The organism is Arthrobacter sp. Helios (assembly GCF_023167125.1).
Taxonomy (GTDB): Bacteria; Actinomycetota; Actinomycetes; order Actinomycetales; family Micrococcaceae; genus Arthrobacter_B; species Arthrobacter_B luteolus.
In genome coordinates this window covers 1,175,106-1,197,962 of the sequence record NZ_CP095402.1, presented here as the reverse complement: position 1 = coordinate 1,197,962, position 22,857 = coordinate 1,175,106, and the positions used below count along the sequence as shown (strand labels likewise).

The following is a 22,857-nucleotide window of genomic DNA, read 5'->3' as shown; positions in this document are numbered from 1 at the left end:
TGGACCAGACGGTCACTACGCGGTCGGTGAGACCAACTCGTCAAAATTACGCCACGTGGCGTAAAATTGGTAATCGACTCGGCAACCACAGCAGAGACCCTTGTTGGGCAGCTGGAGAAAAGGGCACACGACATGGGACAACACGGCGACAAGGCACGCGAAGCCCTTCTGGACGCGGCTGAGGAGCTTTTTGCCCGCCACGGCATCGATGCGGTGTCCAACCGCCGGATCGCTGAACACGCCGGAACGGCAAACCATTCCGCCGTCGCGTACCACTTCGGCGGCCGGGATGAGCTCGTCCGCACCCTCATCACCAGGCACGCGGAGGACACCAACCGGCGCCGGGCCGGACTGGCGGCCAGGTTGGACCCGGACGCCGGCCTGCCTGACGTATTGTCCTGCCTGATCCTTCCCTGGGTGGAGCACCTGGGATCACTGCCCGTGCCAAGCTGGCGGGCTCGTTTTGTGCAGCAGATCCGGACCACCCCGTCCATGCAGGAGGTGCTGGCCGGTGCTGCCGCGCCCAATCCGTTGACCGAAGAGCTGAACCGGCGGGTGGAGACCTCCGCCGGAAGCATGGATCCGGCAACCCTGTACGGCCGGTCCTGGATTCTGGGCAACATGGTGCTCAGTGTGTGCTCGGAATACGAGGCACGAGTACAGGACGGCGTGGAAACGCCCAACTGGACCGGTGTCGGCTACTTCCTCATTGATGCCTGTGCCGGAATGCTGGCCGCCCCGGCGACCCATCCGGGGAACTTCATCAGGTCCCCCTCCCCCGTGAGCCTGCTCTGACGCTGCGCCTGCTCAGACGCTGACTGAAACGGCAACGGCCGGGTTCACTGCTCCGGCGGCGCAAGGCGGGTAGATTGCCCGTCATGACTTACGAACCCTGGCTCACGTACTTCCAGCGGAATCCCGAGCGCCACCGGTTTTTCGACTCAGCCATTGACTGGAACGCGGAGTCGCCCATGACCCCGGGCCAGACTCGGGCTATTGCGCGCTCCCTCCAGCGCTTTGAGCTGGGCGAAGGCGGCGACGGGAAGCTGCTGCTCGCCAATGCCGTCCGGGCCGGGGATCCTGTCTACACCGAGGCACTGAAACTGTTTGTTGCCGAAGAGCAGAAGCACTCCGCCCTTTTCCTGCGCGCGCTGCAATATCTGTCCTGCCCTCCCCTGGAGGCGCACTGGTCGGACCGGGCTTTTGTTCTGCTCCGCAGGGCACTGGGCCTGCGGACTGAACTGATGCTGTTTCTTGTCGCCGAGACCGTTGCACTGGAGTACTTCCGCGCACTGCGCGACGGCGCTCCGGACCCGGCAATCCGCCTGGCCGGTGCCCGGGTCCTGATGGATGAACAGGAGCATGTCCGGTTCCAGATCCACCGCCTGGCCGACGGTTTCCGTGGAACCTCGAAGCTGCTGCGTCGGCTGGTCCACACGGCATGGTGGGCTGTTGCCATCGGAGCAGCCGGTGTTGTCGCCTGGGATCACCGCGGCGCCTTGAAGGCTTGCGGCATGCCGCCCCTGCAGTTTCTGCCGACCGCGCTTCGTCAGTTCGCGCAGGCGTCGTCGGCGGTGATGTCCCCGGCGCCCGGTGCTGCCTACGGCCCCAGCAGCGCCGCGTACCGGCTCCCGCCGGAACCGGCGAAAGCGTGAGCCCGCAGCTGCCCGCCCTCCCTGCGGCCACTCACCCAGGCTTTTTCCTCCCCGGCGGCACTGCATCCGTGCAAGGATCGGCGTATGGCTGACCGTTTGATGCTCCTCGACACCGCATCCCTGTACTTCCGTGCCTTCTACGGACTGCCGGACACTATCCGCCGTGCGGATGGCACCCCGGTCAACGCCGTGCGCGGCCTGCTGGACATGATTGCCCGGCTGTCCACCGAATTCGAACCCACGCACCTCATAGCGTGCTGGGACGATGACTGGCGGCCGCAGTGGCGCGTGGACCTCATCCCCTCCTACAAGGAGCACCGGGTCGCCGAAATTGTCCGCGGTGGATCGGACGTTGAGGTCGTGCCGGATGCCCTCGAAGCCCAGATTCCGATGATCCGGAAGGTGCTCGCATTGGCGGGCATCGCCGTCGTCGGCAGGCCCGGCTACGAGGCGGATGACGTCATCGGCAGCTATGCCGCGCAGGCGGAAGGCCCGGTCGATGTGGTGACCGGAGACCGCGACCTGTTTCAGCTCATTAACGACCGCAGCGGGGTGAGGGTGATCTACACGGCCGGCGGGATGAAGAACTTGAAAGTGATGGACGACGCCGCGATGGTCGCCAAATACCGGGTCCTGCCGGAGCAGTATGCCGACTATGCGACGCTCCGCGGCGACAGCTCAGACGGACTGCCTGGCGTGGCCGGAATCGGGGAGAAAACGGCCGCGTCGCTGCTCGCCGAGTTCGGCACGCTGGAATCCCTGCTTGCCGCCGTCGAGGACCGCGGCAGCGGACTCTCTTCGGCGATGCGGGCCAAGCTCACTGCTGCGGCCGGTTATCTCGAGGCCGCGCCGTCCGTGGTGCGGATCGTGCGCGGCCTCGAGCTGCCGTCGCTGGACGGGGCCGGGGCCCGGCTCCACCCGGTTGAGGGGGAAAGCCGGGCCAGGCTGGAACAGCTGGCCGATGAGTGGAACCTCGGCGGTTCCGTGCGCCGGCTGCTGGAGGCCCTGGACTCGGCGGCCCGGCGCCGGTCCTAGTACTTCGCGATGAACCGGCCGATCACACCGCCGGCCCGGAGCTTGTCGATAGCCTCCGGGATCTCGGCCTGGGTGATGATGTTCATCGGCGGGTTCAGCTTGCCGGACTTCATCAGCTCATAGAGGGCTTCGAGGTCCTCCTTGGTGCCGGACTTCGAGCCCTTGATGCTGAGCTGGTTGATGATCAGCGGGTAGGTGTTGATGGTGGACTCGAGGCGTCCCATCCCCACCTGCACCAGCGTGCCGAACTCGGCCAGGGTTTCCAGGGCTGCGGCCGTGGTGGTGCCGAAGCCGGCGTAGTCCACGATCAGGTCCAGTCCCTTGTCCTTGAACTCGTCGATTGAGGCAGCCACACCTGCAAGGCCGATCTCATCCGCCAGCTTCTGCGTTTCCGGATTGATCTCGGCACCGTAGACCTCCGCGCCGGACAGCACGGCCACCCGGGCACCGATGTACCCGAGCCCGCCGAGGCCGATCACTCCAACCTTCATGCCGGCCTTCGCCCCGCCGACCGCCATGATGGCGTGGTAAGCGGTCAGGCCAGCGTCGGTGGCCATGGCTGCGAGGTCGAAAGGCACCTCATCGGGGAGCTTAACCAGGTTGTCATCGGTGGCGAGGAGCTTCGGTCCGAAGCCGCCGTCCCACTTGCCATAGCCGAGCGCGTCGCCGTCGCTCATCACAGGGGCGAGACCGACGCGGTCCCCGACCTTCCAATGGTCCATGCCCTCGCCGACCTCCACGATCACACCGGCATTCTCATGGCCCATGGTCCGCGGCAGGACCGGGAAGAGCGGCATCCATCCCGGATCATCCAGCGCCGTCACATCGGAGTGGCAGACTCCTGCGGCTTTCACCTCGACGACAACCTGGCCCGGGCCGGCCTTAGGCTCGGGAACTTCGTTGAGTTCCAGGGGATTGTTGGTACCGGTAAACTGCCATGCCTTCATGGGGCATCTCCTTCTCTATTTCCCGATATATGCACGCATGTTCATTCATGCGATCACATATATTTTGAGCCTACTCCTGAACCGCTTCCGCCGGGAGCGCAGGGAGAGCGGCAACACCACGCCCTGTGATGCACCTCTCCCGGCCTGCCCCGGGATATCCTGCCGGGACAGCACACAATCGTGAACGGGGCAGCAATGGGGACACCGCGGGGAGCCGGGCACACCGGCCCGGAGCTGGAGGCTGTTCCCTCCCAGCGGCGCGTGCTCTCGGTCCTGGTGGCGGGCCAGATCCTGGGTGGAATCGGCATGGGTGCCACACTCTCCCTGGGAGCGCTGCTCGCCGCGGAGCTCTCCGGGTCCGCAGCGTGGTCCGGGATGGCGGCCACCATGAGCACCCTGGGGGCGGCAGCGTCGGCCGTGCCGCTGGCCAGGCTCGCCGAGGCATCCGGGCGCCGGGTGTCGCTTTCCACCGGCTCGTTGATCGCCGCCCTGGGGGCCGTCACAGCGGTCGGATCCGCGGTTGCCGGGTTTTTCCCCGCCCTCCTGTTGGGGCTGGTGCTCCTGGGCTCGGGCAGCGCCGTCAGCCTGCAGGCCAGGTTCGCGGCAGCGGATCTGGCTGAGCCTCAGACCCGGGGCCGGGACCTGTCCGTGGTGCTGTGGTCCACCACCATAGGCGCGGTCCTCGGGCCCAATCTGTTCGGTCCCGGCGAGGTCGTCGGAGCCGCACTGGGCCTTCCACCGCTCACCGGTGCCTTTGTTTTCTCCCTGACCGCCCAGGTGGCGGCTGCCGCCGTCTATCTGACCGGGCTCCGGCCGGACCCGCTGCTGGCGGCCCGGCGGCTGCGGAACGCCGGGAACGACGGCGGGGCGCCGCTTCCGCGGAGTTCCGGCCTGGCCATCCTGCGGACCAATCCGGCCGCACGCTACGCGGTGGCCGTGATCGCGCTCAGCCATGCGGTGATGGTGGCTCTGATGTCGATGACCCCGGTGCACCTGACCAGCCACGGTGCCAGCATCACCGTTGTCGGTTTCACGATCAGCCTGCACATCGCCGGGATGTATGCCCTCTCGCCGGTGTTCGGCTGGCTGTCGGACCGGATCGGGCGCAAGTCCGTGGTGCTGCTGGGCCAGGGGTTCCTGCTGGCCGCGCTGATGGTCGCCGGGCTGGCCGCCCAGTCCGCGGTTGCCGTGACGGTGAGCCTGGTGCTGCTGGGCCTTGGCTGGTCTGCCTCCGTGGTGTCGGCGTCGGCACTGGTTTCCGAAGCGGTCACGGTTCCTGAGCGGCCGGCCATCCAGGGGGTTTCCGATCTGGGCATGAACGCTGCCGGGGCCCTCGGCGGTGCCTCGGCAGGGCTGATATTAGCTGCGGCTGGCTACTCCGGCCTGGGTTACTCCGCCGTTTTGCTGGTGGCGGTGGTGATCGCCTGGACCATGCTGCAGGGGCTGCGTCCCCCGGCAAAAGAAAACACCCCGGTCTAAAAAGCCGGGGTGCGGGGGCATCGGAACAGAGTCAAAGTGCCCGAAGTGGGACTCGAACCCACACACCTTTCGATACTGCATTTTGAGTGCAGCGCGTCTACCGATTCCGCCATTCGGGCAGGCCCTGTGACGTTGATCAACCAGATTGATCCCTCGTGTTGGGCGCGAAACTACTCTACATGCAGATAGGCTGTTTCCGTGAACTACCGGTCACCACCGGTGGTGCTGTCGTCTTTTGAGGAGCATCTGTGTCTGAGTCAACCGAGCCCGTACCGTCCAACACTCCCGCGCGGCGCGTCCTCGTTGCGGAGGATGAGACGCTGATCCGCCTGGACATCGTGGAAATCCTCACCGGCGAAGGATACGACGTCGTTGGCGAAGCCGACAACGGAGAAAAAGCCGTGCAAATGGCGAACGAATTGAAGCCCGATTTGGTGCTGATGGACGTGAAGATGCCGGTCATGGACGGCATCAGCGCAGCAGAGGCCATCGTGAAGGCCCGCATCGCTCCCGTGGTGCTGCTGACTGCATTCAGCCAAAAGGAACTCGTTGAGCGAGCCCGGGAAGCCGGAGCCATGGCCTACGTGGTGAAGCCCTTCACCCCTGCGGACCTGATTCCGGCCATCGAAATCGCCCTGTCGCGGCATGAGGAAATCAAGGCGCTGGAGAACGAGGTCTCAGACCTCAAGGAACAGTTCGCCACCCGTAAGCTCGTGGAGCGGGCCAAGAGCCTGCTCACCACCAAGATGGGGCTGACCGAGCCGGAGGCCTTCCGCTGGATCCAGAAGACTTCCATGGACCGCCGGCTGAGCATGCGCGAGGTCGCTGAGACCATCATCAACCAGGTCAACTGACCTGCCTGCCCGTCACCTCTGACGGGCACCTCTGAACGGCCGCCGCATCACCTCGAATTTTCGGGTGACGGCGGCCGTTCTGCTGTCAGCGGCCCAAGTTGCCCAGCCGGCACGCTGATCCACAGACGCGAAATCCATTCCCATGCTTCCGCTCCTGACCGGCCCGGTGAACAATTGAGACCACACCGGCTCCGCTGTGAGCCAATGCTTCCCGGAATCAGGACTGGATCAGGAGCAGCACATGGACATCGGCCCCGTAGAAGTAGTGATCCTCACCTTCCCCCGGACGGAAGTCGACGCCGGCGTGATCGCCACGCTCGGCGACACAGTCCGCGGCGGTGCCGTAAACCTCATCGATCTGGTGCTCGTCACCAAGGATGGGGACGGCAGGGTCCACGTCCGCGATATCGAGGACGACCTCCCCGAAGCCTGGGCCGATGTGCTTGTTGATTCCCGCCCGCTGACCCTGCTGAGCGAGTCGGACCTCGAAATCGCGGCCGAGTCGGTGGGTCCCAATGAAACCGCCGTCGTTGCGGCGTTCGAACACAAATGGGCGCAGCCCCTCTCCGCGGAGGTACGGCGTGCCGGCGGAACCACAGCCCTGCACGTCCGGATTCCCCGCGAAACAGTAGACGCTGCGCTGGAGGCCAGTGCAGCAGCAGGTTGAGCCGACACGGAGGAAGAACATGCCATTCGACAGAGGCGGCAGGCCCGGCCTGCTGGGAACCATAGCGCGCACCGCGGTTATCTCGGGAACAGCCCAGGCCACGTCCAACGCGGTCAACCGCCGGGCGCGCGCCCGCAGCGAACGTGAATACGCTGCGGCAAACGTCCCGGAACAGGCCCCGCCGCCGCCCCCGGCTCCCCGCAGCCGGCCCCTCCGGCCGCCGCCGGCGGCAACCAGCTCACGGATCAGCTGACCCGGCTGGCGGACCTGCACTCAACCGGAGTGCTCACTGATGAAGAGTTCGCGGCGGCTAAGGCCCGGCTGCTGACCTGAGCAGCTCTCCTCAACTGAAGCTGAACGCAGAACTGCCCGGCCGGAGCACCCCGGCCGGGCAGTTCTGCGCGTGGACTCACACCATCAGCAGATTAGATCGGCTTGGCTTTGCCCTTGTTGGATTCCTTGACCGGCCAGGGGCCAACCTTTTCCTTCTCGAGGCGGCCGTCTTCGCCGGCGTCTGCGGCGTCGCCGACACGGTGCACCTTGATCAGGTTGGTCGAACCGGCCTGTCCGGGAGGCGAACCCGCTGCGATGACCACCATGGCACCTTCGTCGACGATGCCGCGCTCAACCAGGATGCGGTCCACCTGGGCGGTCATCTTGTCAGTATGCTCCGCGAACTCCACCAGCATCGGCTGGATGCCCCAGAACAGGGACATGTAGTTCAGCGTTGATTCCACCGGGGTGAAGGCAAACACAGGCTTCTTCGGGCGCAGCCGGGACAGGCGGCGGGCCGAGTCACCGGACTGGGTGAACGTACAGATGCAGGCTGTGTCCAGCTGATCCGCGATTTCGACGGCGGCACGGGTGATCGCGCCTCCGCGGGTCCGCGGCTTGCTGCCCAGCGGGGGGACGCGGTTCAGGCCGTGCTCTTCGGTGGACTCGATGATCCGGGCCATGGTCTTGACCGTGTCGATCGGGTACTTGCCCACGGAGGTTTCACCGGAGAGCATCACGGCATCGGCGCCGTCGAGCACGGCGTTGGCGCAGTCCGAAGCCTCGGCGCGGGTGGGGCGCGGGCTTTCGATCATGGATTCCAGGACCTGGGTGGCCACGATTACGGGCTTGGCCCAGCGGCGGGCCAGCTCAATCGCGTTCTTCTGCACCAGGGGCACGTCTTCGAGGGGCAGTTCCACGCCGAGGTCGCCGCGGGCCACCATGATCGCATCGAAGGCGTCGATGATTTCCTCGATCGCAGCCACGGCCTGCGGCTTCTCGATCTTGGCGATGACCGGGACGCGGCGGCCTTCCTCATCCATGATTTCGTGGACACGGCTGACGTCTTCGGCGTTGCGGACGAACGAAAGGGCAACCATATCCACGCCGCGGCGGATGGCCCAGCGGAGGTCTTCCTCGTCCTTTTCGCTCATGGCGGGCACGTTCACGGCCACGCCGGGAAGGTTGATGCCCTTGTTGTTGGAGACGGGCCCGGGGACGGTGACCTCGGTGACTACCTTGGTGTCGTCCACGGCGGTGGCCCGGAGGGCGACCTTGCCGTCGTCGATCAGCAGCGAATCGCCCACGTTGACGTCGCCCGGAAGGCCCTTGTAGGTCGTGGAGCAGATCTCCGCCGTGCCGGGAACATCCTCGATCGTGATCGTGAAGGTGTCGCCCCGGTTCAGGAAATGCGGTCCATCGGTGAACCGGCCCAGACGAATCTTGGGACCCTGGAGGTCCGCGAAAATGCCAACCGGCTTGCCGAGCTCGGCGGAAGCCCGGCGCACGTTCTCGTACGTGTTGTTGTGGACCGAATGGTCACCGTGGCTCATGTTCATGCGTGCAACGTCAACGCCGGCACGCAGCACGGCTACGGTGTTTTCGTAACTGGCGATGGCAGGGCCAAAAGTGGCAACAATCTTTGCGCGTCTCATAATCTCTAGCCTAGTCTCCTGTTGGTCCTGCACCTAAGCCCGGGGGCTCATCCTCCGGGGTGGAATCCTCAAACCCGGCAAGGGGCGGGCGGGCTGCGCCGCGCCCCTTGCCGCTGAATCTCCGCGTTGGGCTACAGCGGGGCTATGGCCCGGTCGCTGGGTGCCACCGGCGCCGGCAGGCGGGTGGAGCCTTCCAGCCACTTGTCGACGGCGGCAGCGCAGGCCCGCCCCTCGGCGATGGCCCAGACGATCAGTGACTGTCCGCGGCCCGCGTCACCGGCAGCGAAGACACCCGGCGTGTTCGTCATGTAGTAGCCGTCGCGCAGCACATTGGACCGCTCATCGAACTCGGTGTGCACCTGATCGGCCAGGCCAGCCGGTTCCGGGCCGGTGAAGCCCAGCGACAGGAACACCAGGTCCGCCGGAATGATCCGCTCGGTGCCGGCCTTCGGCAGTCTCCTGCCGTCCACGTACTCGGTCTCGGCGACCTTAACGCCGGTCAGTTTCCCGTTCTCGCCAACGAACTCAACGGTGGACGCCAGGTAGGTGCGCTCACCGCCTTCTTCGTGGGCGCTGGCCACCTCGAACAGGGTCGGGTACATCGGCCAGGGCTGATGTGCTGCACGCTCTGTGGGCGGCTGCTTGCCGATCGCCAGCGTGGTCACCGAGGCGGCCTGGTGCCGGTGGGCGGTGCCGATGCAGTCCGCGCCGGTGTCGCCGCCGCCCAGGATCACCACGTGCTTGCCCTCGGCGTGGATCTGGTTCTTGACCTTCTCCCCCGCCACCGCCCGGTTGGACTGCACCAGGTATTCCATGGCGAAGTGCACGCCGGTGAGTTCACGGCCCGGGATGGGCAGGTCCCGCGGCACGGTGGCACCGGTCGCGATCACGACGGCGTCATATCGGCGGCGCAGCTGCTCCCAGGAGATGTCCTTGCCGACCTCGACGCCGGTGCGGAAGCGGGTGCCTTCCGCCCGCATCTGGTCCAGCCGGCGGTCCACCTGCAGTTTTTCCATCTTGAAGTCCGGAATGCCGTAGCGCAGCAGGCCGCCGATCTTGTCATCCCGCTCGTACACGGCCACGGTGTGGCCGGCCCGGGTGAGCTGCTGGGCAACCGCCAGACCGGCGGGGCCGGAACCGACGACGGCGATGGTTTTGTCCGTGAGCCGCTCCGGGGCGTGCGGAACAACCCAGTTCTCGTCGAAGGCCTGGTCGATGATGGAGACCTCGACCTGCTTGATCGTCACAGCGGGCTGGTTGATGCCCAGCACACAGGAGGCTTCGCACGGCGCCGGGCAGAGCCGCCCGGTGAACTCCGGGAAGTTGTTCGTGGCGTGGAGCCGTTCGATCGCCTCCTGTCCCTTGTCCCGCCAGGTCAGATCGTTCCATTCCGGAATGAGGTTGCCGAGCGGGCAGCCCTGGTGGCAGAACGGAATACCGCAGTCCATGCAGCGTCCGGCCTGCTCCTTAAGCACGCCCTTCTCCTGCCGTTCGTAGACTTCCTTGAAGTCCATGATGCGGACGGGTACGGGCCGGCGCGGCTGTGTTTCGCGTTCGCGCACTTTCAAGAATCCACGTGGGTCAGCCACCGGTTACCTCCAGAATTTTGGTCCATGCTTCGGCGCCGTCGGGGTCCAGCCCCGCTTCGGCCGCGGAGGCGCGGGCGTCCAGTACTGCCGCGTAATCCCGCGGCAGTACCTTGGTGATGCGGGAAACCGTGCCGGTAAAGTCGGCCAGCAGTTCCGCGGCCAGCGTCGATTCGGTTTCCTCAGCGTGTTTGACCAGCAGGCCGCGGATGATGTCCACGTCCTCTGCGTCGGGTTCCAGCAGCAGCAGCTCACCCTTGTCCAGGGCGTCCTTGTTGACCCGGGCCCGGACCAGGTCCACCACAAACGCGGTGCCGCCGGACATACCGGCGCCGAAGTTCCGCCCGGTGGTTCCCAGGATCAGTGTCTGGCCGCCGGTCATGTACTCGCAGCCGTGGTCGCCAATGCCTTCCACGACGGCGGTCGCCCCGGAGTTGCGGACCATAAAGCGTTCGCCAACCAGGCCGCGCAGGAACATTTCTCCGCTGGTGGCGCCGTAGCCGATCACGTTCCCGGCAATAACGTTCCGCTCCGCGGGGAACACGTTGTTCCGGTCCGGGCGGACGATGATCCGCCCGCCGGACAGTCCCTTGCCCACGTAGTCGTTGGAGTCTCCGAACAGCCGCAGGGTGATGCCGGCCGGCAGGAACGCGCCCAGTGACTGGCCGGCCTGTCCGGTCAGCGTCACGTCGATGGTGTCCGTGGCCAGCACGTCGGTGCTGAACGTTTTGGTGACCGTGTGGCCGAGCATCGTGCCGACGGACCGGTCGGTGTTGACCACGTCCAGGGTAATCCGGACGGGCTGGCGGTTCTGCAGCGCGTCCGCGCTCATTTCGATCAGCTTGTTATCGAAGTGCGCGTCCAGCTCGTGGTTCTGGCGGTACAGGTTGCGCAGCGGGGCGCCGGGTTCCATGTCGTGTCCGCGGAGGATCGGTTCCAGATCCAGGCCGTCGGCCTTCCAATGGTCGACGGCGGCCCTGGTGTCCAGCATTTCGCTGTGGCCGATGGCTTCCTCGAGACTGCGGAAACCAAGTTCGGCGAGCAGTTCGCGCACTTCCTCAGCCAGGAACTCAAAGAAGTTCACCACGAATTCGGGCTTGCCGGTGAAGCGGCTGCGCAGTTCGGGGTTCTGCGTCGCGACGCCCACCGGGCAGGTGTCCAGGTGGCAGACCCGCATCATGATGCAGCCGGAAACCACCAGCGGGGCGGTCGCAAAACCGAATTCCTCTCCGCCCAGCAGCGCTGCAATCACAACGTCGCGGCCGGTCTTGAGCTGCCCGTCCACCTGCACCACCACGCGGTCGCGCAGGCCGTTGAGCATCAGGGTCTGCTGGGTCTCGGCCAGGCCGAGTTCCCACGGAGCCCCCGCGTGCTTCAGCGAGTTCAGCGGCGACGCGCCGGTGCCGCCGTCGTGCCCGGAGACGAGGACGACGTCGGCCTTGGCCTTGGTCACGCCCGCTGCCACGGTGCCGATCCCGGCTTCGGAGACCAGCTTCACGTGGACCCGGGCGCTGGGATTAGCGCGCTTGAGGTCGTAGATCAGCTGGGCCAGGTCCTCGATCGAGTAGATGTCGTGGTGCGGCGGCGGTGAGATCAGGCCCACGCCTGGGGTGGAGTGCCGGGTGCTGGCTACCCACGGGTAGACCTTCTGCGCCATCAGCTGCCCGCCCTCACCCGGTTTGGCGCCCTGGGCCATTTTGATCTGCAGGTCTTCGGCGTTGGTCAGGTACAGGCTGGTGACGCCGAACCGTCCGGAAGCCACCTGTTTGATGGCGGAGCGGCGCTCCGGATCCAGGAGCCGGTCGACGTCTTCGCCGCCTTCACCGGTGTTGGACTTGGCGCCCAGCCGGTTCATGGCGATGGCCAGGGTTTCGTGGGCTTCCTGGGAAATGGAGCCGTAGCTCATGGCCCCGGTGGAGAAGCGCTTGACGATCGAGGAGACCGGTTCCACTTCCTCCAGCGGCACGGCCGGGCGTCCCCCGGTGCGGAAGTCCAGCAGCCCGCGGAGGGTCATCAGGTTCTTCGACTGATCATCCACGCCGGTGGTGTAGGCCTTGAACACGTCGTAGCGGCGTTCCCGGGTGGCATGCTGCAGCCGGAACACGGTCTCCGGATTGAACAGGTGCGGCGGGCCTTCGCGGCGCCACTGGTACTCGCCGCCGTTTTCCAGCCGGCGGTGCGGTTCCTCGATTTCGTCCGCCGGGTAGGCGCTGGTGTGCCGGGCCGCGGCCTCCGCGGCGATGACGTCCAGGCCGACGCCGCCGAGCTGGGTCTGGGTGCCGTGGAAGAACTCGTCCACCAGCTCCTGGCCCAGGCCGATCGCTTCGAAGGTCTGCGCGCCGCAGTAGGAGGCGACGGTGGAGATGCCCATCTTGGACATGATCTTCAGGACGCCCTTGCCCAGTCCCTTGATCAGATTGGTCACGGCCTGCTCCCGGCTGACACCGGTGATGTCGCCGTTCCGGACCAGCTCCTCGCAGCTTTCCATCGCCAGGTACGGGTTCACGGCAGAGGCGCCGTAGCCGATGAGCACAGCGACGTGGTGGACTTCGCGCACATCGCCGGCCTCGACCAGCAGCGAAATCTTGGTCCGGTTGGCACTCTTGAGCAGGTGGTGGTGCACGGCGGAGAGCAGCAGCAGCGACGGAATCGGCGCCCACTGGGCGTTCGAGTCACGGTCGGAGAGCACCACATACTGCACGCCGCGGTTGACGGCGCCGGAGACCTTTTCGCAGATCTCACTGATCCGTGCGCGGAGCTCCGATTCGCCGCCGTCGGGCCGGTAGAGGCCGCGGACCTTCAGGGCGACCTTCTCGCCGTCGTCGTTGGTCAGGTTCGCGATCTTCGCGAGTTCATCATTGTTGATGACCGGGAATTTCAGCGCGACCTGGCTGGTTTTGACCTGGCCCAGGGCCAGGATGTTGCCGTTCGGGCCGATCGAGCTCTGCATGGAGGTGACCAGCTCTTCACGGATGGCGTCCAGCGGCGGGTTGGTTACCTGCGCGAAGGACTGCACAAAGTAGTCGAAGAGCAGCCGGGGGCGCTGGGACAGCACGGCAATCGGCGTGTCCGAACCCATGGCGCCCAAGGGCTCGGCGCCGGTGCGGGCCATCGGGCCGAGCAGGATCCGCAGTTCCTCCTGGGTGTAGCCGAAGGTGCGCTGGCGGCGGTTGATCGAGGCCTTGGTGTGCAGCACATGCTCACGCTCGGGCAGTTCCTCGAGCGAAACCTGGTTCTCGCGGACCCATTCCGCCCACGGGTTGGCGGCCGCGATCTCGTCCTTAATTTCCGAGTCCTCGATGAGCCGGCCCTCGGCGGTGTCCACCAGGAACATTTTGCCCGGGGATACCCGTCCCTTACGGACGATCTTCGCCGGGTCCAGGTCCACCACGCCAACCTCGGAAGCCAGGACCACCAGGCCGTCTTCGGTAATCCAGTAGCGTGCCGGACGCAGGCCATTACGGTCCAGGACCGCACCCACCTGGTCCCCGTCGGTAAAGGACACAGCTGCCGGGCCGTCCCACGGCTCCATCAGCATGGAGTGGTACTGGTAGAAGGCGCGCCGGGCCGGGTCCATGGTCGCGTGGTTTTCCCAGGCTTCCGGGATCATCATCATCACTGCGTGGGTGATCGGCCGGCCGGAGAGCATCAGCAGCTCGGCAACCTCGTCGAAGGAGGCCGAGTCCGAGGCGCCCGGGGTGCAGATGGGGAACAGTTCCTCCGGGGTCTCCCCCAGCAGCGGGCTCTTGAGCTGGGACTGCCGGGCGCGCATCCAGTTGCGGTTGCCTTTGACGGTGTTGATTTCCCCGTTGTGGGCAATGGTGCGGAACGGCTGGGCCAGCGGCCAGGACGGGAACGTGTTCGTGGAGAAGCGGGAGTGGACAATGCCGAGCTTGGTCTTGAACCGGGGGTCGGAAAGATCCGGGAAGAACGGTTCCAGCTGGGCGGTGGTCACCATGCCCTTGTAGACCATGGTCTTGGAGGACAGCGAGGGGAAGTACACGCCGAATTTGTTTTGGGTGCGCTTCCGCACCCGGAAGGCACGGGCGTCCAGGTCCGTGCAGCCGGAATCGGCGGGGGCCAGGAACACCTGCACGAAGTGCGGCATGCAGGCCCGGGACATGGCGCCGACAATATCGGCAGCGACCGGAACTTCGCGCCAGCCCAGGACAGTCAGTCCCTCGGACTCGGCGATCGCTTCCACCCCGGCCTTCGCCGTCTCCTGTTCCCGTTCCTCGGTGGGCAGGAAAGCGGTGCCGACGGCGTAGCTCCCGGGAGCGGGCAGCGGAAAGCCGGTGACGGCCCGGAAGAACTCGTCCGGAACCTGGGTGAGGATGCCAGCGCCGTCGCCGGTGCCTTCGTCGGCGCCAACGGCACCGCGGTGTTCAAGGTTGCGCAGGGCGGTCAGCGCTGCGTCGACGATGTCATGGCCGGGAACTCCGCGGAGCGTGGCGATAACCGCCAGGCCGCAGGCGTCCTTCTCGTTCTCGGCGCGGTACAGCCCTGAATCCTCCGGATAGGCCGCGAACCGTTTGAACGGCGACACCACCTGTGCGGACTGAGGGGACAATGAATCAGTCATAGGGTAAGTCCTTCCCCCTGTTGTGCGTTGGGAGGGGACGACATTGGCCCCACACCGGCGGCATGTGCTGCCGGTGGGTCAGAGAATGATTTTACGGTCGCGAACCCGGGAGGACCCTGCATGCGGGATGGGGGCTGGCTCTGGAAAACGTGATCCGTGCGGTTGCCTGCCGGGGTTGTCCCCGGGTACGGTCACCGTTGCCGCCACCTCGATGTGGCCTCGGGACTGGTTCCGGGAGGTAACCCGGAACAGGTCCTAAGTGGCTGGGCCCGACTCGTCGGGCCGCTGAGGCTTGGATGCCTCATTTTTTGTCTCTGCGAGACTAGCACGCTGTTCACGGATTTGTGACGCAGATTTCACGCTGCCGGAATCTGTTTCGTTCTTGTTATCAACCGGTGAATTGTTACTGCGGTCTGCGGGTTCGCTCTCCCCGCCCTTCCGTCCGTCGAGGTAAAGCGACGACCCGGGCGTCCTCCGGGCCCGGACGGAAAGGTAGATGAACATACCGATGGAGACCAGCAGCATCACCAGGCTGGTCCACACGTTCAGGCGCTGGGTGACGCCGAAGAACGTGATCATTTCGGCGTCATCGATCCGGAGCATTTCGATCCAGGTGCGTCCCAGCGTGTAGATCGCCGCGTACAGCCAGAAAAGCCGCCCGCCGCGCAGCCGGAAGCGTTTATCCAGTGCGAGCAGCAGGGCCACGCCGGCCAGGTTCCAGAGTGATTCGTACAGGAACGTGGGATGGAAGAGCGTGCCGGGCGCGGTGCCGTCGGGGAAGTTGTTGTTATTGGGGTCGATTTCCAGGCCCCAGGGAAGATCGGTGGGGCCGCCGAAGAGCTCCTGATTGAACCAGTTGCCCCAGCGGCCTACCGCCTGGGCCAGCAGCACCCCGGGTGCAGCGACATCTGCGAAGGTGGAAAGTTTGATGTTCGCGCGGCGGCAGCCGATCCAGGCACCCACCGCGCCGAGCGCGATCGCGCCCCAGATTCCCAGCCCGCCTCGCCAGATCTGCGGAATAAGCGCCAGGTCCCCGTCCGGTCCGAAGTACGCAGCAGGGGAAGACACCACGTGGTACAGGCGTCCGCCGATGATGCCGAACGGGATGGCCCAGATGGCGATGTCCCAGACGGCGTCGGCGGGCAGCCCGCGGCGCTTCCAGCGCACAGATGTCATCCATAGGGCCAGGACAATCCCGGCGAGGATGCACAGCGCGTACGCGTGGATGGTCAGCGGCCCCAGCGAGATGCTGCTGAAGTCGGCTGGCGGGCTGGGGATTGCGGCCGGAACCGCCAGGGACATCGGCATGGTCAGCTCTTTCGGGTTCCGGTGCTGAGTTCACTGGTCAGGGTGCCGACGGCGTCAGGGCCGCCGTCGCGCAGGGCGGCCACCAGGGCGGTCCCCACGATCACACCGTCGGCGTAGGCGCCGATTTCGCGTACATGGCCGGCGGTTGAAACGCCCAGACCCACGCACACCCGTTCGGCTCCGGCGGAACGCGCTGCCGTGACCACGCCCTCAGCGGCATCGGAGACCTGGTTCCGGGTTCCGGTGACGCCCATGATGGACACGGCGTAGACGAAGCCGCGGCTGGCCTCGACGGTGGCCTTCATGCGCTCGGGGGTGGAGGACGGTGCCACGAGGAAAACGCGGTCCAGTCCGTACTTGTCCGAGGCAGCCATCCATTCGGCGGCTTCGTCCGGGATGAGGTCGGGTGTGATCAGTCCTGCTCCCCCGGCTTCGGCCAGGCGGCGGGAGAATTCGTCCACGCCCATCCGCATCACGGGGTTCCAGTAGGTCATCACCAGGACGGCGGCGTCGGTGGCGGCGGTAATGCCGGCGACGACGTCGAAGACTTCGTGAACATGGAAACCGTTTTCCAGTGCCTGGCCGGTTGCAGCCTGGATCACGGAACCGTCCATGACCGGATCAGAGTACGGAATGCCGATTTCGATCAGGTCCGCACCGTTGCGGGCCAGCGCGATGCCGGCGTCGATGGTCTCCTTCACGGAGGGGAAGCCGGCGGGCAGGTAACCTATCAGGGCAGCGCGGCCGTCAGCCCGTGCCCTGTCGATTGCTGCGGCGGACTTACTCAGGGTTGAGACGCTCACAGCTGCTCTCCTTCTTTGCCGATCTCGGCTTCAGCTGACTTCTCGTCCAGCAGGTTGAACCATTCGGCGGCGGTCGCCACGTCCTTGTCGCCGCGCCCGGAGAGGTTGACCATCACGATCTTCTCCGAGGCATCACCACCGGCAGCAGCGAGCCGCTGGCCAACCTTGATGGCTCCGGCCAGGGCATGGGAGGACTCGATGGCCGGGATGATGCCTTCGGTGCGGCAGAGCAGCTGGAAGGCGTCCATGGCTTCGGCGTCGGTGATCGGTTCGTAGGTGACGCGGCCAATGTCAGCCAGGTGCGCGTGCTCCGGGCCGACGCCGGGGTAGTCCAGGCCGGCGGAGATGGAGTGCGACTCGATGGTCTGTCCGTCTTCGTCCTGCATCAGGTAGGACCGGGCGCCATGCAGCACGCCGGGCCGGCCCAGGGTGATGGTGGCGGCGTGGCGGGGAGTGTCCACGCCGTCCCCGCCGGCCTCGAAGCCGTAAATCTTCACCTCAGGGTCGTCCAGGAAGCCGTGGAAGATGCCGATGGCGTTGGAGCCGCCACCAATGCAGGCGCACACGGCGTCGGGCAGGCGGCCGGTCTGCTCCAGGATCTGCGCGCGGGCCTCCTCGCCGATGACTTCGTGGAAGTAGCGGACCATCGCGGGGAAGGGATGCCCGCCGGCCGCGGTGCCGAGCAGGTAGTGCGTGTTGCCCACGTTGGCCACCCAGTCCCGCAGGGCCTCATTGATGGCGTCCTTAAGTGTCGCCGAGCCGTGGCTGACCGGAATGACTGTGGCGCCGAGCAATTCCATCCGGGCCACGTTCAGGGCCTGCCGGCGGCAGTCCTCCGCACCCATGTAGACCACGCATTCCAGGCCCATCAGGGCGGCTGCGGTGGCGCTGGCCACCCCGTGCTGGCCGGCACCGGTTTCAGCGATGATGCGGGTCTTGCCCATGCGCTTGGCCAGTAACGCCTGCCCCAGGACGTTGTTGATTTTGTGCGAGCCGGTGTGGTTCAGATCCTCGCGCTTGAGGAAGATCCGCACTCCCCCGGCGTGCTCGGCAAAGCGCCTGGCTTCCGTGAGCAGCGACGGACGGCCGGAGTAGTTCTTGTTCAGGTCCGCAATTTGGGCGCGGAACTCCGGGTCGGCCTTGGCCTTTTCGAAGGTATCGGTCAGTTCATCCATGGCGGCAATCAGCGATTCGGGCATCCACCGGCCGCCGTATTCCCCGAAGTAGGGTCCGGCCGCGTGGCGCAGCGAGGCTTCGCCGGCCAGGAAGGATTCCGTCACCTGCTCCGACACGCTGTTCCCCCCTGTGCTGGGCGTACTGGCGGAGGTGCTGTTTTCCGGGGTCCCGGTCATGGAGCCTGTCCTGTCCTGCTCTGGTCCGGATTCGCTGCGGCAAGTCCGGAAATAGGTATGTCGTTAGTTATCCCTGGCTGCTTGCGTGCAGCCGGGCTGCGATTGCGCCCGCCCCAGCCTGCATGAATTCGGCGATCGTGGCGGACGGGTCATTGTGTTTGACCAGTGCCTCGCCCACCAGCACGGCGTTCGCGCCGTGTTCGGCGTAATGTGCGACGTCGGCGGAGTCCCGGACACCCGATTCGGCAACCACAACTGCTTCGGCAGGGATCGAAGCCGAGAGTGCGGCGAAGACCGAGCGGTCGACTTCGAGGGTCTTGAGGTTGCGGACGTTGACTCCGATGATCCGGGCGCCGACGGCCACTGCCCGCCGGATTTCCTCCGCGGTGTGCGCTTCCACGAGGGCATTCATGCCCAGTTCGTGGGTCAGGTCCAGGAAGGAGCGCAGCTGTGCGTCGTCCAGCGCCGCGACGATCAGGAGCACCAGGTCCGCGCCGTGGGCGCGCGCTTCCCAGATCTGGTACGGCTCGACGGTGAAGTCCTTGCGCAGCAGCGGAATCCGCACTGCCGCCCGGACGGCGTCGAAATCTGCCAGTGATCCCTTGAAGCGCCGCTGCTCCGTGAGGACGCTGATGACGGCCGCGCCGCCGTTTTCGTAGCGCACCGCCAGGGCAGCCGGGTCGGTGATGTCGGCCAGTTCGCCCTTGGAGGGGCTGCTGCGCTTGACCTCTGAGATCACCCGGAGGGTGGCGCGGGGTGAGTCGTTGCCGCCAAGGGCGGCGAAGGCATCAAGGGCAGGAGCGGCCGCTGCGGCGCGCTCCTGCACCTTTTCCAGCGGCATGTCCTGCTGCCGCTGGGCCAGGTCCTCGCGGACGCCGGCAATGATGTCGTCAAGAACGCTCATTAGTGCCCGTTGCCTGAGAGCTTGGAACCGCCAACGCCGTAGCCGGCCTTGCGCATGGCCCAGCCGACGATCAGGCCCACGACCATGAGGCCGAGTCCGCTGCCGAAAACGACCCAGCTGGCCATGACGAAGCCGATGCTGGAAACCAGGCCTCCAACGATCATGATCAGCACGCACGTCCAGGCGGCGGGGGTGTTCCCGTGGCCAATCGTCTCGTCGTGGATGCTGGCGTGGGCCTCGGCCTCGTTTTCGGGCTTGGTCTCGTGCTGGTCGATGGCGTTTGTGCTCATGGTGAATCTCCTCGTGAACGAATCTGGTTACCATTCTGCCATTAGCAGGCGGAAACTCTCTTACATGTTGCGCGGCACGTTGCCGGGCCCGGCGCTGGTCAGCGGTAGTTGGTGGGATCTTCGCCCTTGGTCAGGCGGTCCCAGCTGTCAATTTCGTCGATGGGCGGCTGGGTGGATTCTTCCTTTGCGGCGGCACCGGTAGCCGGCTGAGCGGCGTAGCGCCGTGAAACCGGCCAGCTGCGCGATGCTGCGGCGAACCAGGCGGCGGCCAGCACAATCAGCACACCGGCGGCGGCAGCGAGGAACGGCATGGGGGTCAGGCTGACCTCTGCGCCTGCTGCTCCGCTCACTCCGATCGCCTTGCCGACGGCACCGGCGGCGCCCTGCGCGGGATCCTGCACCACAGCCCAGCTGGCGTAGGCAACACCGATTCCGGCAACCGCAAGGACAACGGCAATGATCCACCGCGCTACCTTTCCGGCAATTGAACCGGCCAGGGCGGCGGCCACGGCGACGACGGCGAAAGCGGTCACCGCGGTGGCCGCTTCGCTGCCGGCAACGGCAATGTCCGGAGTGTTAACGGCTGCCTGCGGCAGGACGACGTCGAGCCAGGTCCTGGTCGTGGTGCCGAAAGCCGCGGCGCCGAGCAGCACGGTGCCGAACACGACCGTCGACTTGCGGCGCCAGCGCGGCGCGGACGGAACGGGTTTAGTGCTCACTTGGAGGTTTCCTGCCTGTTGAAAATCTGTTCTGTCACCGTGGGGGTGACCGGTGTCAGGCCGTCGGCGATCAGTGCTGCCCGCAGGGGGGCCGCCGCCTTGTTGACGGTTTCCTGGGCTTCTGCTTCCAGGTCCGAGTCGGCCACGATTCCGCCGCCGGCCTGCACGTAGGCTTTGCCGTCGCGCAGCAGGGCCGAACGGATGGCAATGGCCATGTCCATGTCCCCGGCGAAATCGAGGTAGCCAACCACACCGCCGTAAATCCCGCGGCGGTGCGGCTCCAGTTCATCCAGCAGGCTCAGGGCCCGCGGCTTCGGGGCGCCGGACAGTGTGCCGGCCGGGAACGTGGCGGAGAGGACGTCGTACGCTGAACTCTGCGGCGAAAGCTCGCCCACCACGGTGGAGACCAAGTGCATGATGTGGCTGAAACGCTCCACCTCCATGAACTGAGTGACGTCGACGCTGCCGGGACGGCAGACCTTGGACAGGTCGTTACGGGCCAGATCCACCAGCATCAGGTGCTCGGCGCGTTCCTTCTCATCCACCAGTAGTTCCTCGGCCAAGGTGCGGTCCAGTTCCTGGGTCCTGCCGCGCGGCCGGGAACCTGCGATCGGGTGGGTGATCACTTCGCTGCCGGTCACCTTCACCAGGGCTTCGGGAGAAGATCCGACGACGGCGAAGGGGTTGCCGCGGGCGTCTTCGAAGTTGAAGAGGTACATGTACGGGCTGGGGTTGGTGTTGCGCAGCACGCGGTACACGTCCAGGGCGTCCGCCCGGCACTCCATCTCGAAGCGGCGGGAAATCACCACCTGGAAGACTTCACCGTCAACAATGGCTTCCTTGCCGCGCTCCACGGCCAACAGGTAGTCGGGTTTCGGCCAGCTTTCCTTGACACCTGCGGTGAGCGCGGCGACGTCCACCGTTCCGCCGTCGAGCACTGTGACGGCCTGCTGCGGGGTATGCGCGGCGAGCCGGTCCAGCATGGCGTGCAGCCGGGCTACGGCATCCTGCCAGGCGTCATCGACCCGCTCATCGGAACCGTCAAAGTTAATGGCGTTCGCCACCAGCATCACAGTGCCGTCGGAGTTGTCATGGATGGCCATGTCTGAGACCAGGTTCATGGCAATTTCGGGCAGGTCCAGGTCATCAACCGGCGGGGACGGCAGTTTCTCCCAGTGCCGCACCGATTCCCAGCCGACGAATCCGACCAGCCCGGAGGTGAAGGGCGGCAGCCCGTCGAACCGGTCGGTCGCCAGCAGCTGCAGGGTGGCGGCCATCGCGTCGACGGGGTTCCCGTTCAGCGGAACACCCTTCGGCGGTTCGCCCAGCCAGAAGGCCTGGCCGTCCCGGGTGGTCAGCGTGGCTCGGGAACGCGCCCCGATAAAGGAATAGCGGGACCAGACGCCGCCGGAGGCCGCTGATTCCATCAGGAACGTACCGGGCTCGCCTGCGGCGAGTTTGCGGTAAATACCGATGGGCGTATGCGCGTCGGCCAGGACCTTCAGCCGGACGGGAACAACGCGGCGGTCCGCGGCCAGGGCCCGGAACTCCTCCAGGGTGGGACTGATAACGCCTAGATCCTGCATGGTGTTGGGGCTTTCGGGTTAGAAGGGGTCTGAAGACTTAGGCAGACACGGCCAGGCTGCGGCCCTCGAAGCAGGTCCGGGTGCCGGTGTGGCAGGCTGCTCCGACCTGGTCGACGCGGACCAGGAGGGCATCGCCGTCGCAGTCCAGCGCCACTGACTTAACGTGCTGCACGTGGCCGGAGGTGTCGCCTTTGCGCCAGTATTCCTGCCGCGACCGGGACCAGAAGGTCACGCGGCCGGTGGTGAGCGTACGGTGGAGGGCTTCATCGTCCATCCAGCCGAGCATCAGCACCTCGCCCGTGTCGTGCTGCTGGATGACCGCGGCAACAAGGCCGGCCTCATCCCGCTTCAGGGTCGCTGCAATACCGGGGTCCAATGCGGATGCCGGGCGGGGTGTCTGGGGGGTGGTATCTGTTGCCATCACTACCGATTCTAGTGGGTTTACCTCCGGCGGGGCCGAATGGCCGCGTCCCACGGGCAAAGCCGGGGGTTCCATGCTAGTTTCAGCAGTGATGCAATTCGTTGAACCTTCCCGTGAAGTCCTGGCCGAAACACTGCTTGCGGCCGGTCCCCACGCGCCTACGCTCTGCGAGGGGTGGGACACCCGGCATCTGGCCGCGCACCTATACCTCCGCGAGCACCGGCCCGCCGCCGCGCTGGGTTTTTTCATGAAGCCGTTCGCCGGCAAGACCGCCAAGGCCATGGACGCCATGGTGGAGAGGGCATCAACCACCGAAGGCTACGCCAAGCTCGTGAAGGCCTTCCGGGCGGGCCCTCCGGCGCTCTCCCCCATGCACCTCAAATCCGTGGATAACAGCGCGAACCTTACCGAATATTTCGTCCATACCGAGGACATCCGCCGCGCCGGTGACCGGTGGGCGCCCCGCGCGCTGGATTCCGAGTACTCCGACGCCCTGTGGTCGGACCTGCTGAAGCGCGCAGCCATCCTGTACCGCGGCGTCGACGTCGGCATCATCCTGGTCCGTCCCGACGGTCCCCGGCACGTGGCCAAGCGTGCTGCGGTGTCCGTGGCAATCGTTGGTGAGCCTGGCGAACTCCTCCTGCACGCCCACGGCCGCACGCAGCAGGCGCTGGTGATGTTCGAAGGCCAGCCCGACGCCGTCGCCCTGCTGGAGAGCGCCGACATCGGGCTGTAGGCCTT

The 22,857-nt window shown here is 66.1% G+C and carries 21 protein-coding genes and 1 tRNA gene; 9 read left to right on the top strand and 13 right to left on the bottom strand.

What is annotated here, in order from left to right; all coding sequences use genetic code 11:
- The first annotated feature begins 132 nt into the window (after positions 1–132).
- From ArtHe_RS05320 to ArtHe_RS05310, 3 genes are all read left to right on the top strand, one after another.
- Positions 133–795: a TetR family transcriptional regulator gene (locus ArtHe_RS05320; RefSeq protein WP_248319072.1), complete on the top strand. Its 663-nt coding sequence runs from the start codon at positions 133–135 to the stop codon at positions 793–795.
- Between the two features lie 83 nt (positions 796–878).
- Entirely contained in the window at positions 879–1,655 is a 777-nt protein-coding gene (locus ArtHe_RS05315) for a ferritin-like domain-containing protein (RefSeq protein ID WP_248319071.1), read from the top strand.
- Positions 1,656–1,739: 84 nt separating this feature from the next.
- Positions 1,740–2,690 (top strand): 5'-3' exonuclease, encoded by a 951-nt coding sequence (locus ArtHe_RS05310; RefSeq protein WP_248319070.1) that lies wholly within the window; start codon positions 1,740–1,742, stop codon positions 2,688–2,690.
- Here the strand turns inward: ArtHe_RS05310 and ArtHe_RS05305 are convergent.
- Positions 2,687–3,637 (bottom strand): zinc-binding dehydrogenase, encoded by a 951-nt coding sequence (locus ArtHe_RS05305; RefSeq protein WP_248319069.1) that lies wholly within the window; start codon positions 3,635–3,637, stop codon positions 2,687–2,689. The two genes, ArtHe_RS05310 and ArtHe_RS05305, sit on opposite strands and share 4 nt — an antisense overlap.
- Positions 3,638–3,832: 195 nt before the next feature.
- Here ArtHe_RS05305 and ArtHe_RS05300 point away from each other — a divergent pair, with 195 nt between their 5' ends.
- Positions 3,833–5,116 carry an MFS transporter gene (locus ArtHe_RS05300; RefSeq protein WP_248319677.1) on the top strand — a complete coding sequence of 428 codons (1,284 nt, stop codon included), beginning with the start codon at positions 3,833–3,835 and terminating at the stop codon, positions 5,114–5,116.
- A gap of 37 nt (positions 5,117–5,153) precedes the next feature.
- Here ArtHe_RS05300 and ArtHe_RS05295 read toward each other — a convergent pair.
- Positions 5,154–5,235 (bottom strand) — tRNA-Leu (locus tag ArtHe_RS05295).
- Between the two features lie 129 nt (positions 5,236–5,364).
- Here ArtHe_RS05295 and ArtHe_RS05290 point away from each other — a divergent pair.
- The 4 genes from ArtHe_RS05290 to ArtHe_RS05275 all read left to right on the top strand — a co-directional run bounded on the left by ArtHe_RS05290 (position 5,365) and on the right by ArtHe_RS05275 (position 6,970).
- Entirely contained in the window at positions 5,365–5,970 is a 606-nt protein-coding gene (locus tag ArtHe_RS05290; RefSeq protein WP_066298250.1) for a response regulator, read from the top strand.
- A gap of 241 nt (positions 5,971–6,211) precedes the next feature.
- Entirely contained in the window at positions 6,212–6,637 is a 426-nt protein-coding gene (locus ArtHe_RS05285; RefSeq protein WP_248319068.1) for a DUF6325 family protein, read from the top strand.
- Positions 6,638–6,656: 19 nt separating this feature from the next.
- Positions 6,657–6,890, top strand: coding sequence for a hypothetical protein (locus ArtHe_RS05280; RefSeq protein ID WP_248319067.1), 234 nt, complete (start codon positions 6,657–6,659; stop codon positions 6,888–6,890).
- Positions 6,891–6,919: 29 nt separating this feature from the next.
- Complete coding sequence (locus ArtHe_RS05275; protein WP_248319676.1) at positions 6,920–6,970, top strand: hypothetical protein; 51 nt, start codon at positions 6,920–6,922, stop codon at positions 6,968–6,970.
- Positions 6,971–7,062: 92 nt separating this feature from the next.
- Here ArtHe_RS05275 and pyk read toward each other — a convergent pair whose 3' ends face one another.
- The 11 genes from pyk to hisI form a co-directional block, all read right to left on the bottom strand.
- Complete coding sequence (pyk, locus tag ArtHe_RS05270; RefSeq protein WP_248319066.1) at positions 7,063–8,565, bottom strand: pyruvate kinase; 1,503 nt, start codon at positions 8,563–8,565, stop codon at positions 7,063–7,065.
- A 131-nt stretch (positions 8,566–8,696) separates the two neighbouring features.
- Positions 8,697–10,154, bottom strand: a complete 1,458-nt coding sequence (locus tag ArtHe_RS05265) for a glutamate synthase subunit beta (RefSeq protein ID WP_248319065.1) — start codon at positions 10,152–10,154, stop codon at positions 8,697–8,699.
- The gene (gltB, locus tag ArtHe_RS05260) at positions 10,147–14,733 is read right to left on the bottom strand and encodes a glutamate synthase large subunit (protein ID WP_248319064.1); all 4,587 of its coding nucleotides are present in this window, start codon (positions 14,731–14,733) and stop codon (positions 10,147–10,149) included. Before gltB ends, ArtHe_RS05265 begins: the two co-directional genes overlap by 8 nt.
- Positions 14,734–14,988: 255 nt before the next feature.
- Positions 14,989–16,041, bottom strand: a complete 1,053-nt coding sequence (lgt, locus tag ArtHe_RS05255) for a prolipoprotein diacylglyceryl transferase (RefSeq protein WP_248319063.1) — start codon at positions 16,039–16,041, stop codon at positions 14,989–14,991.
- A 2-nt stretch (positions 16,042–16,043) separates the two neighbouring features.
- Positions 16,044–16,844, bottom strand: a complete 801-nt coding sequence (gene trpA, locus ArtHe_RS05250; protein ID WP_248319062.1) for a tryptophan synthase subunit alpha — start codon at positions 16,842–16,844, stop codon at positions 16,044–16,046.
- Positions 16,841–18,196: a tryptophan synthase subunit beta gene (trpB, locus tag ArtHe_RS05245; protein WP_248319061.1), complete on the bottom strand. Its 1,356-nt coding sequence runs from the start codon at positions 18,194–18,196 to the stop codon at positions 16,841–16,843. The genes trpA and trpB overlap by 4 nt, the downstream gene beginning before the upstream one ends.
- A gap of 67 nt (positions 18,197–18,263) precedes the next feature.
- Entirely contained in the window at positions 18,264–19,100 is an 837-nt protein-coding gene (trpC, locus tag ArtHe_RS05240) for an indole-3-glycerol phosphate synthase TrpC (protein ID WP_248319060.1), read from the bottom strand.
- The gene (locus tag ArtHe_RS05235; protein WP_248319059.1) at positions 19,100–19,390 is read right to left on the bottom strand and encodes an HGxxPAAW family protein; all 291 of its coding nucleotides are present in this window, start codon (positions 19,388–19,390) and stop codon (positions 19,100–19,102) included. The genes trpC and ArtHe_RS05235 overlap by 1 nt, the downstream gene beginning before the upstream one ends.
- A 98-nt stretch (positions 19,391–19,488) precedes the next feature.
- Positions 19,489–20,109: a Trp biosynthesis-associated membrane protein gene (locus ArtHe_RS05230; RefSeq protein WP_248319058.1), complete on the bottom strand. Its 621-nt coding sequence runs from the start codon at positions 20,107–20,109 to the stop codon at positions 19,489–19,491.
- Positions 20,106–21,695, bottom strand: a complete 1,590-nt coding sequence (locus tag ArtHe_RS05225; protein WP_248319057.1) for an anthranilate synthase component I — start codon at positions 21,693–21,695, stop codon at positions 20,106–20,108. Before ArtHe_RS05225 ends, ArtHe_RS05230 begins: the two co-directional genes overlap by 4 nt.
- A 37-nt stretch (positions 21,696–21,732) precedes the next feature.
- Positions 21,733–22,116, bottom strand: coding sequence for a phosphoribosyl-AMP cyclohydrolase (gene hisI, locus ArtHe_RS05220; protein WP_066298274.1), 384 nt, complete (start codon positions 22,114–22,116; stop codon positions 21,733–21,735).
- Positions 22,117–22,207: 91 nt separating this feature from the next.
- Between hisI and ArtHe_RS05215 the strand changes: the two genes are divergently transcribed.
- Complete coding sequence (locus tag ArtHe_RS05215; RefSeq protein ID WP_248319675.1) at positions 22,208–22,852, top strand: TIGR03085 family metal-binding protein; 645 nt, start codon at positions 22,208–22,210, stop codon at positions 22,850–22,852.
- Positions 22,853–22,857: the final 5 nt, after the last annotated feature.

Bases quoted from the DNA above. Each gene is read 5' to 3' on its own strand.
- ArtHe_RS05320 (WP_248319072.1), top strand. From the start codon at position 133: ATGGGACAACACGGCGACAAGGCACGCGAAGCCCTTCTGGACGCGGCT.
- ArtHe_RS05315 (WP_248319071.1), top strand. From the start codon at position 879: ATGACTTACGAACCCTGGCTCACGTACTTCCAGCGGAATCCCGAGCGC.
- ArtHe_RS05310 (WP_248319070.1), top strand. From the start codon at position 1,740: ATGGCTGACCGTTTGATGCTCCTCGACACCGCATCCCTGTACTTCCGT.
- ArtHe_RS05305 (WP_248319069.1), bottom strand. From the start codon at position 3,637: ATGAAGGCATGGCAGTTTACCGGTACCAACAATCCCCTGGAACTCAAC.
- ArtHe_RS05300 (WP_248319677.1), top strand. From the start codon at position 3,833: ATGGGGACACCGCGGGGAGCCGGGCACACCGGCCCGGAGCTGGAGGCT.
- ArtHe_RS05285 (WP_248319068.1), top strand. From the start codon at position 6,212: ATGGACATCGGCCCCGTAGAAGTAGTGATCCTCACCTTCCCCCGGACG.
- ArtHe_RS05280 (WP_248319067.1), top strand. From the start codon at position 6,657: ATGCCATTCGACAGAGGCGGCAGGCCCGGCCTGCTGGGAACCATAGCG.
- pyk (WP_248319066.1), bottom strand. From the start codon at position 8,565: ATGAGACGCGCAAAGATTGTTGCCACTTTTGGCCCTGCCATCGCCAGT.
- gltB (WP_248319064.1), bottom strand. From the start codon at position 14,733: ATGACTGATTCATTGTCCCCTCAGTCCGCACAGGTGGTGTCGCCGTTC.
- lgt (WP_248319063.1), bottom strand. From the start codon at position 16,041: ATGCCGATGTCCCTGGCGGTTCCGGCCGCAATCCCCAGCCCGCCAGCC.
- trpB (WP_248319061.1), bottom strand. From the start codon at position 18,196: ATGACCGGGACCCCGGAAAACAGCACCTCCGCCAGTACGCCCAGCACA.
- trpC (WP_248319060.1), bottom strand. From the start codon at position 19,100: ATGAGCGTTCTTGACGACATCATTGCCGGCGTCCGCGAGGACCTGGCC.
- ArtHe_RS05235 (WP_248319059.1), bottom strand. From the start codon at position 19,390: ATGAGCACAAACGCCATCGACCAGCACGAGACCAAGCCCGAAAACGAG.
- ArtHe_RS05225 (WP_248319057.1), bottom strand. From the start codon at position 21,695: ATGCAGGATCTAGGCGTTATCAGTCCCACCCTGGAGGAGTTCCGGGCC.
- hisI (WP_066298274.1), bottom strand. From the start codon at position 22,116: ATGGCAACAGATACCACCCCCCAGACACCCCGCCCGGCATCCGCATTG.
- ArtHe_RS05215 (WP_248319675.1), top strand. From the start codon at position 22,208: ATGCAATTCGTTGAACCTTCCCGTGAAGTCCTGGCCGAAACACTGCTT.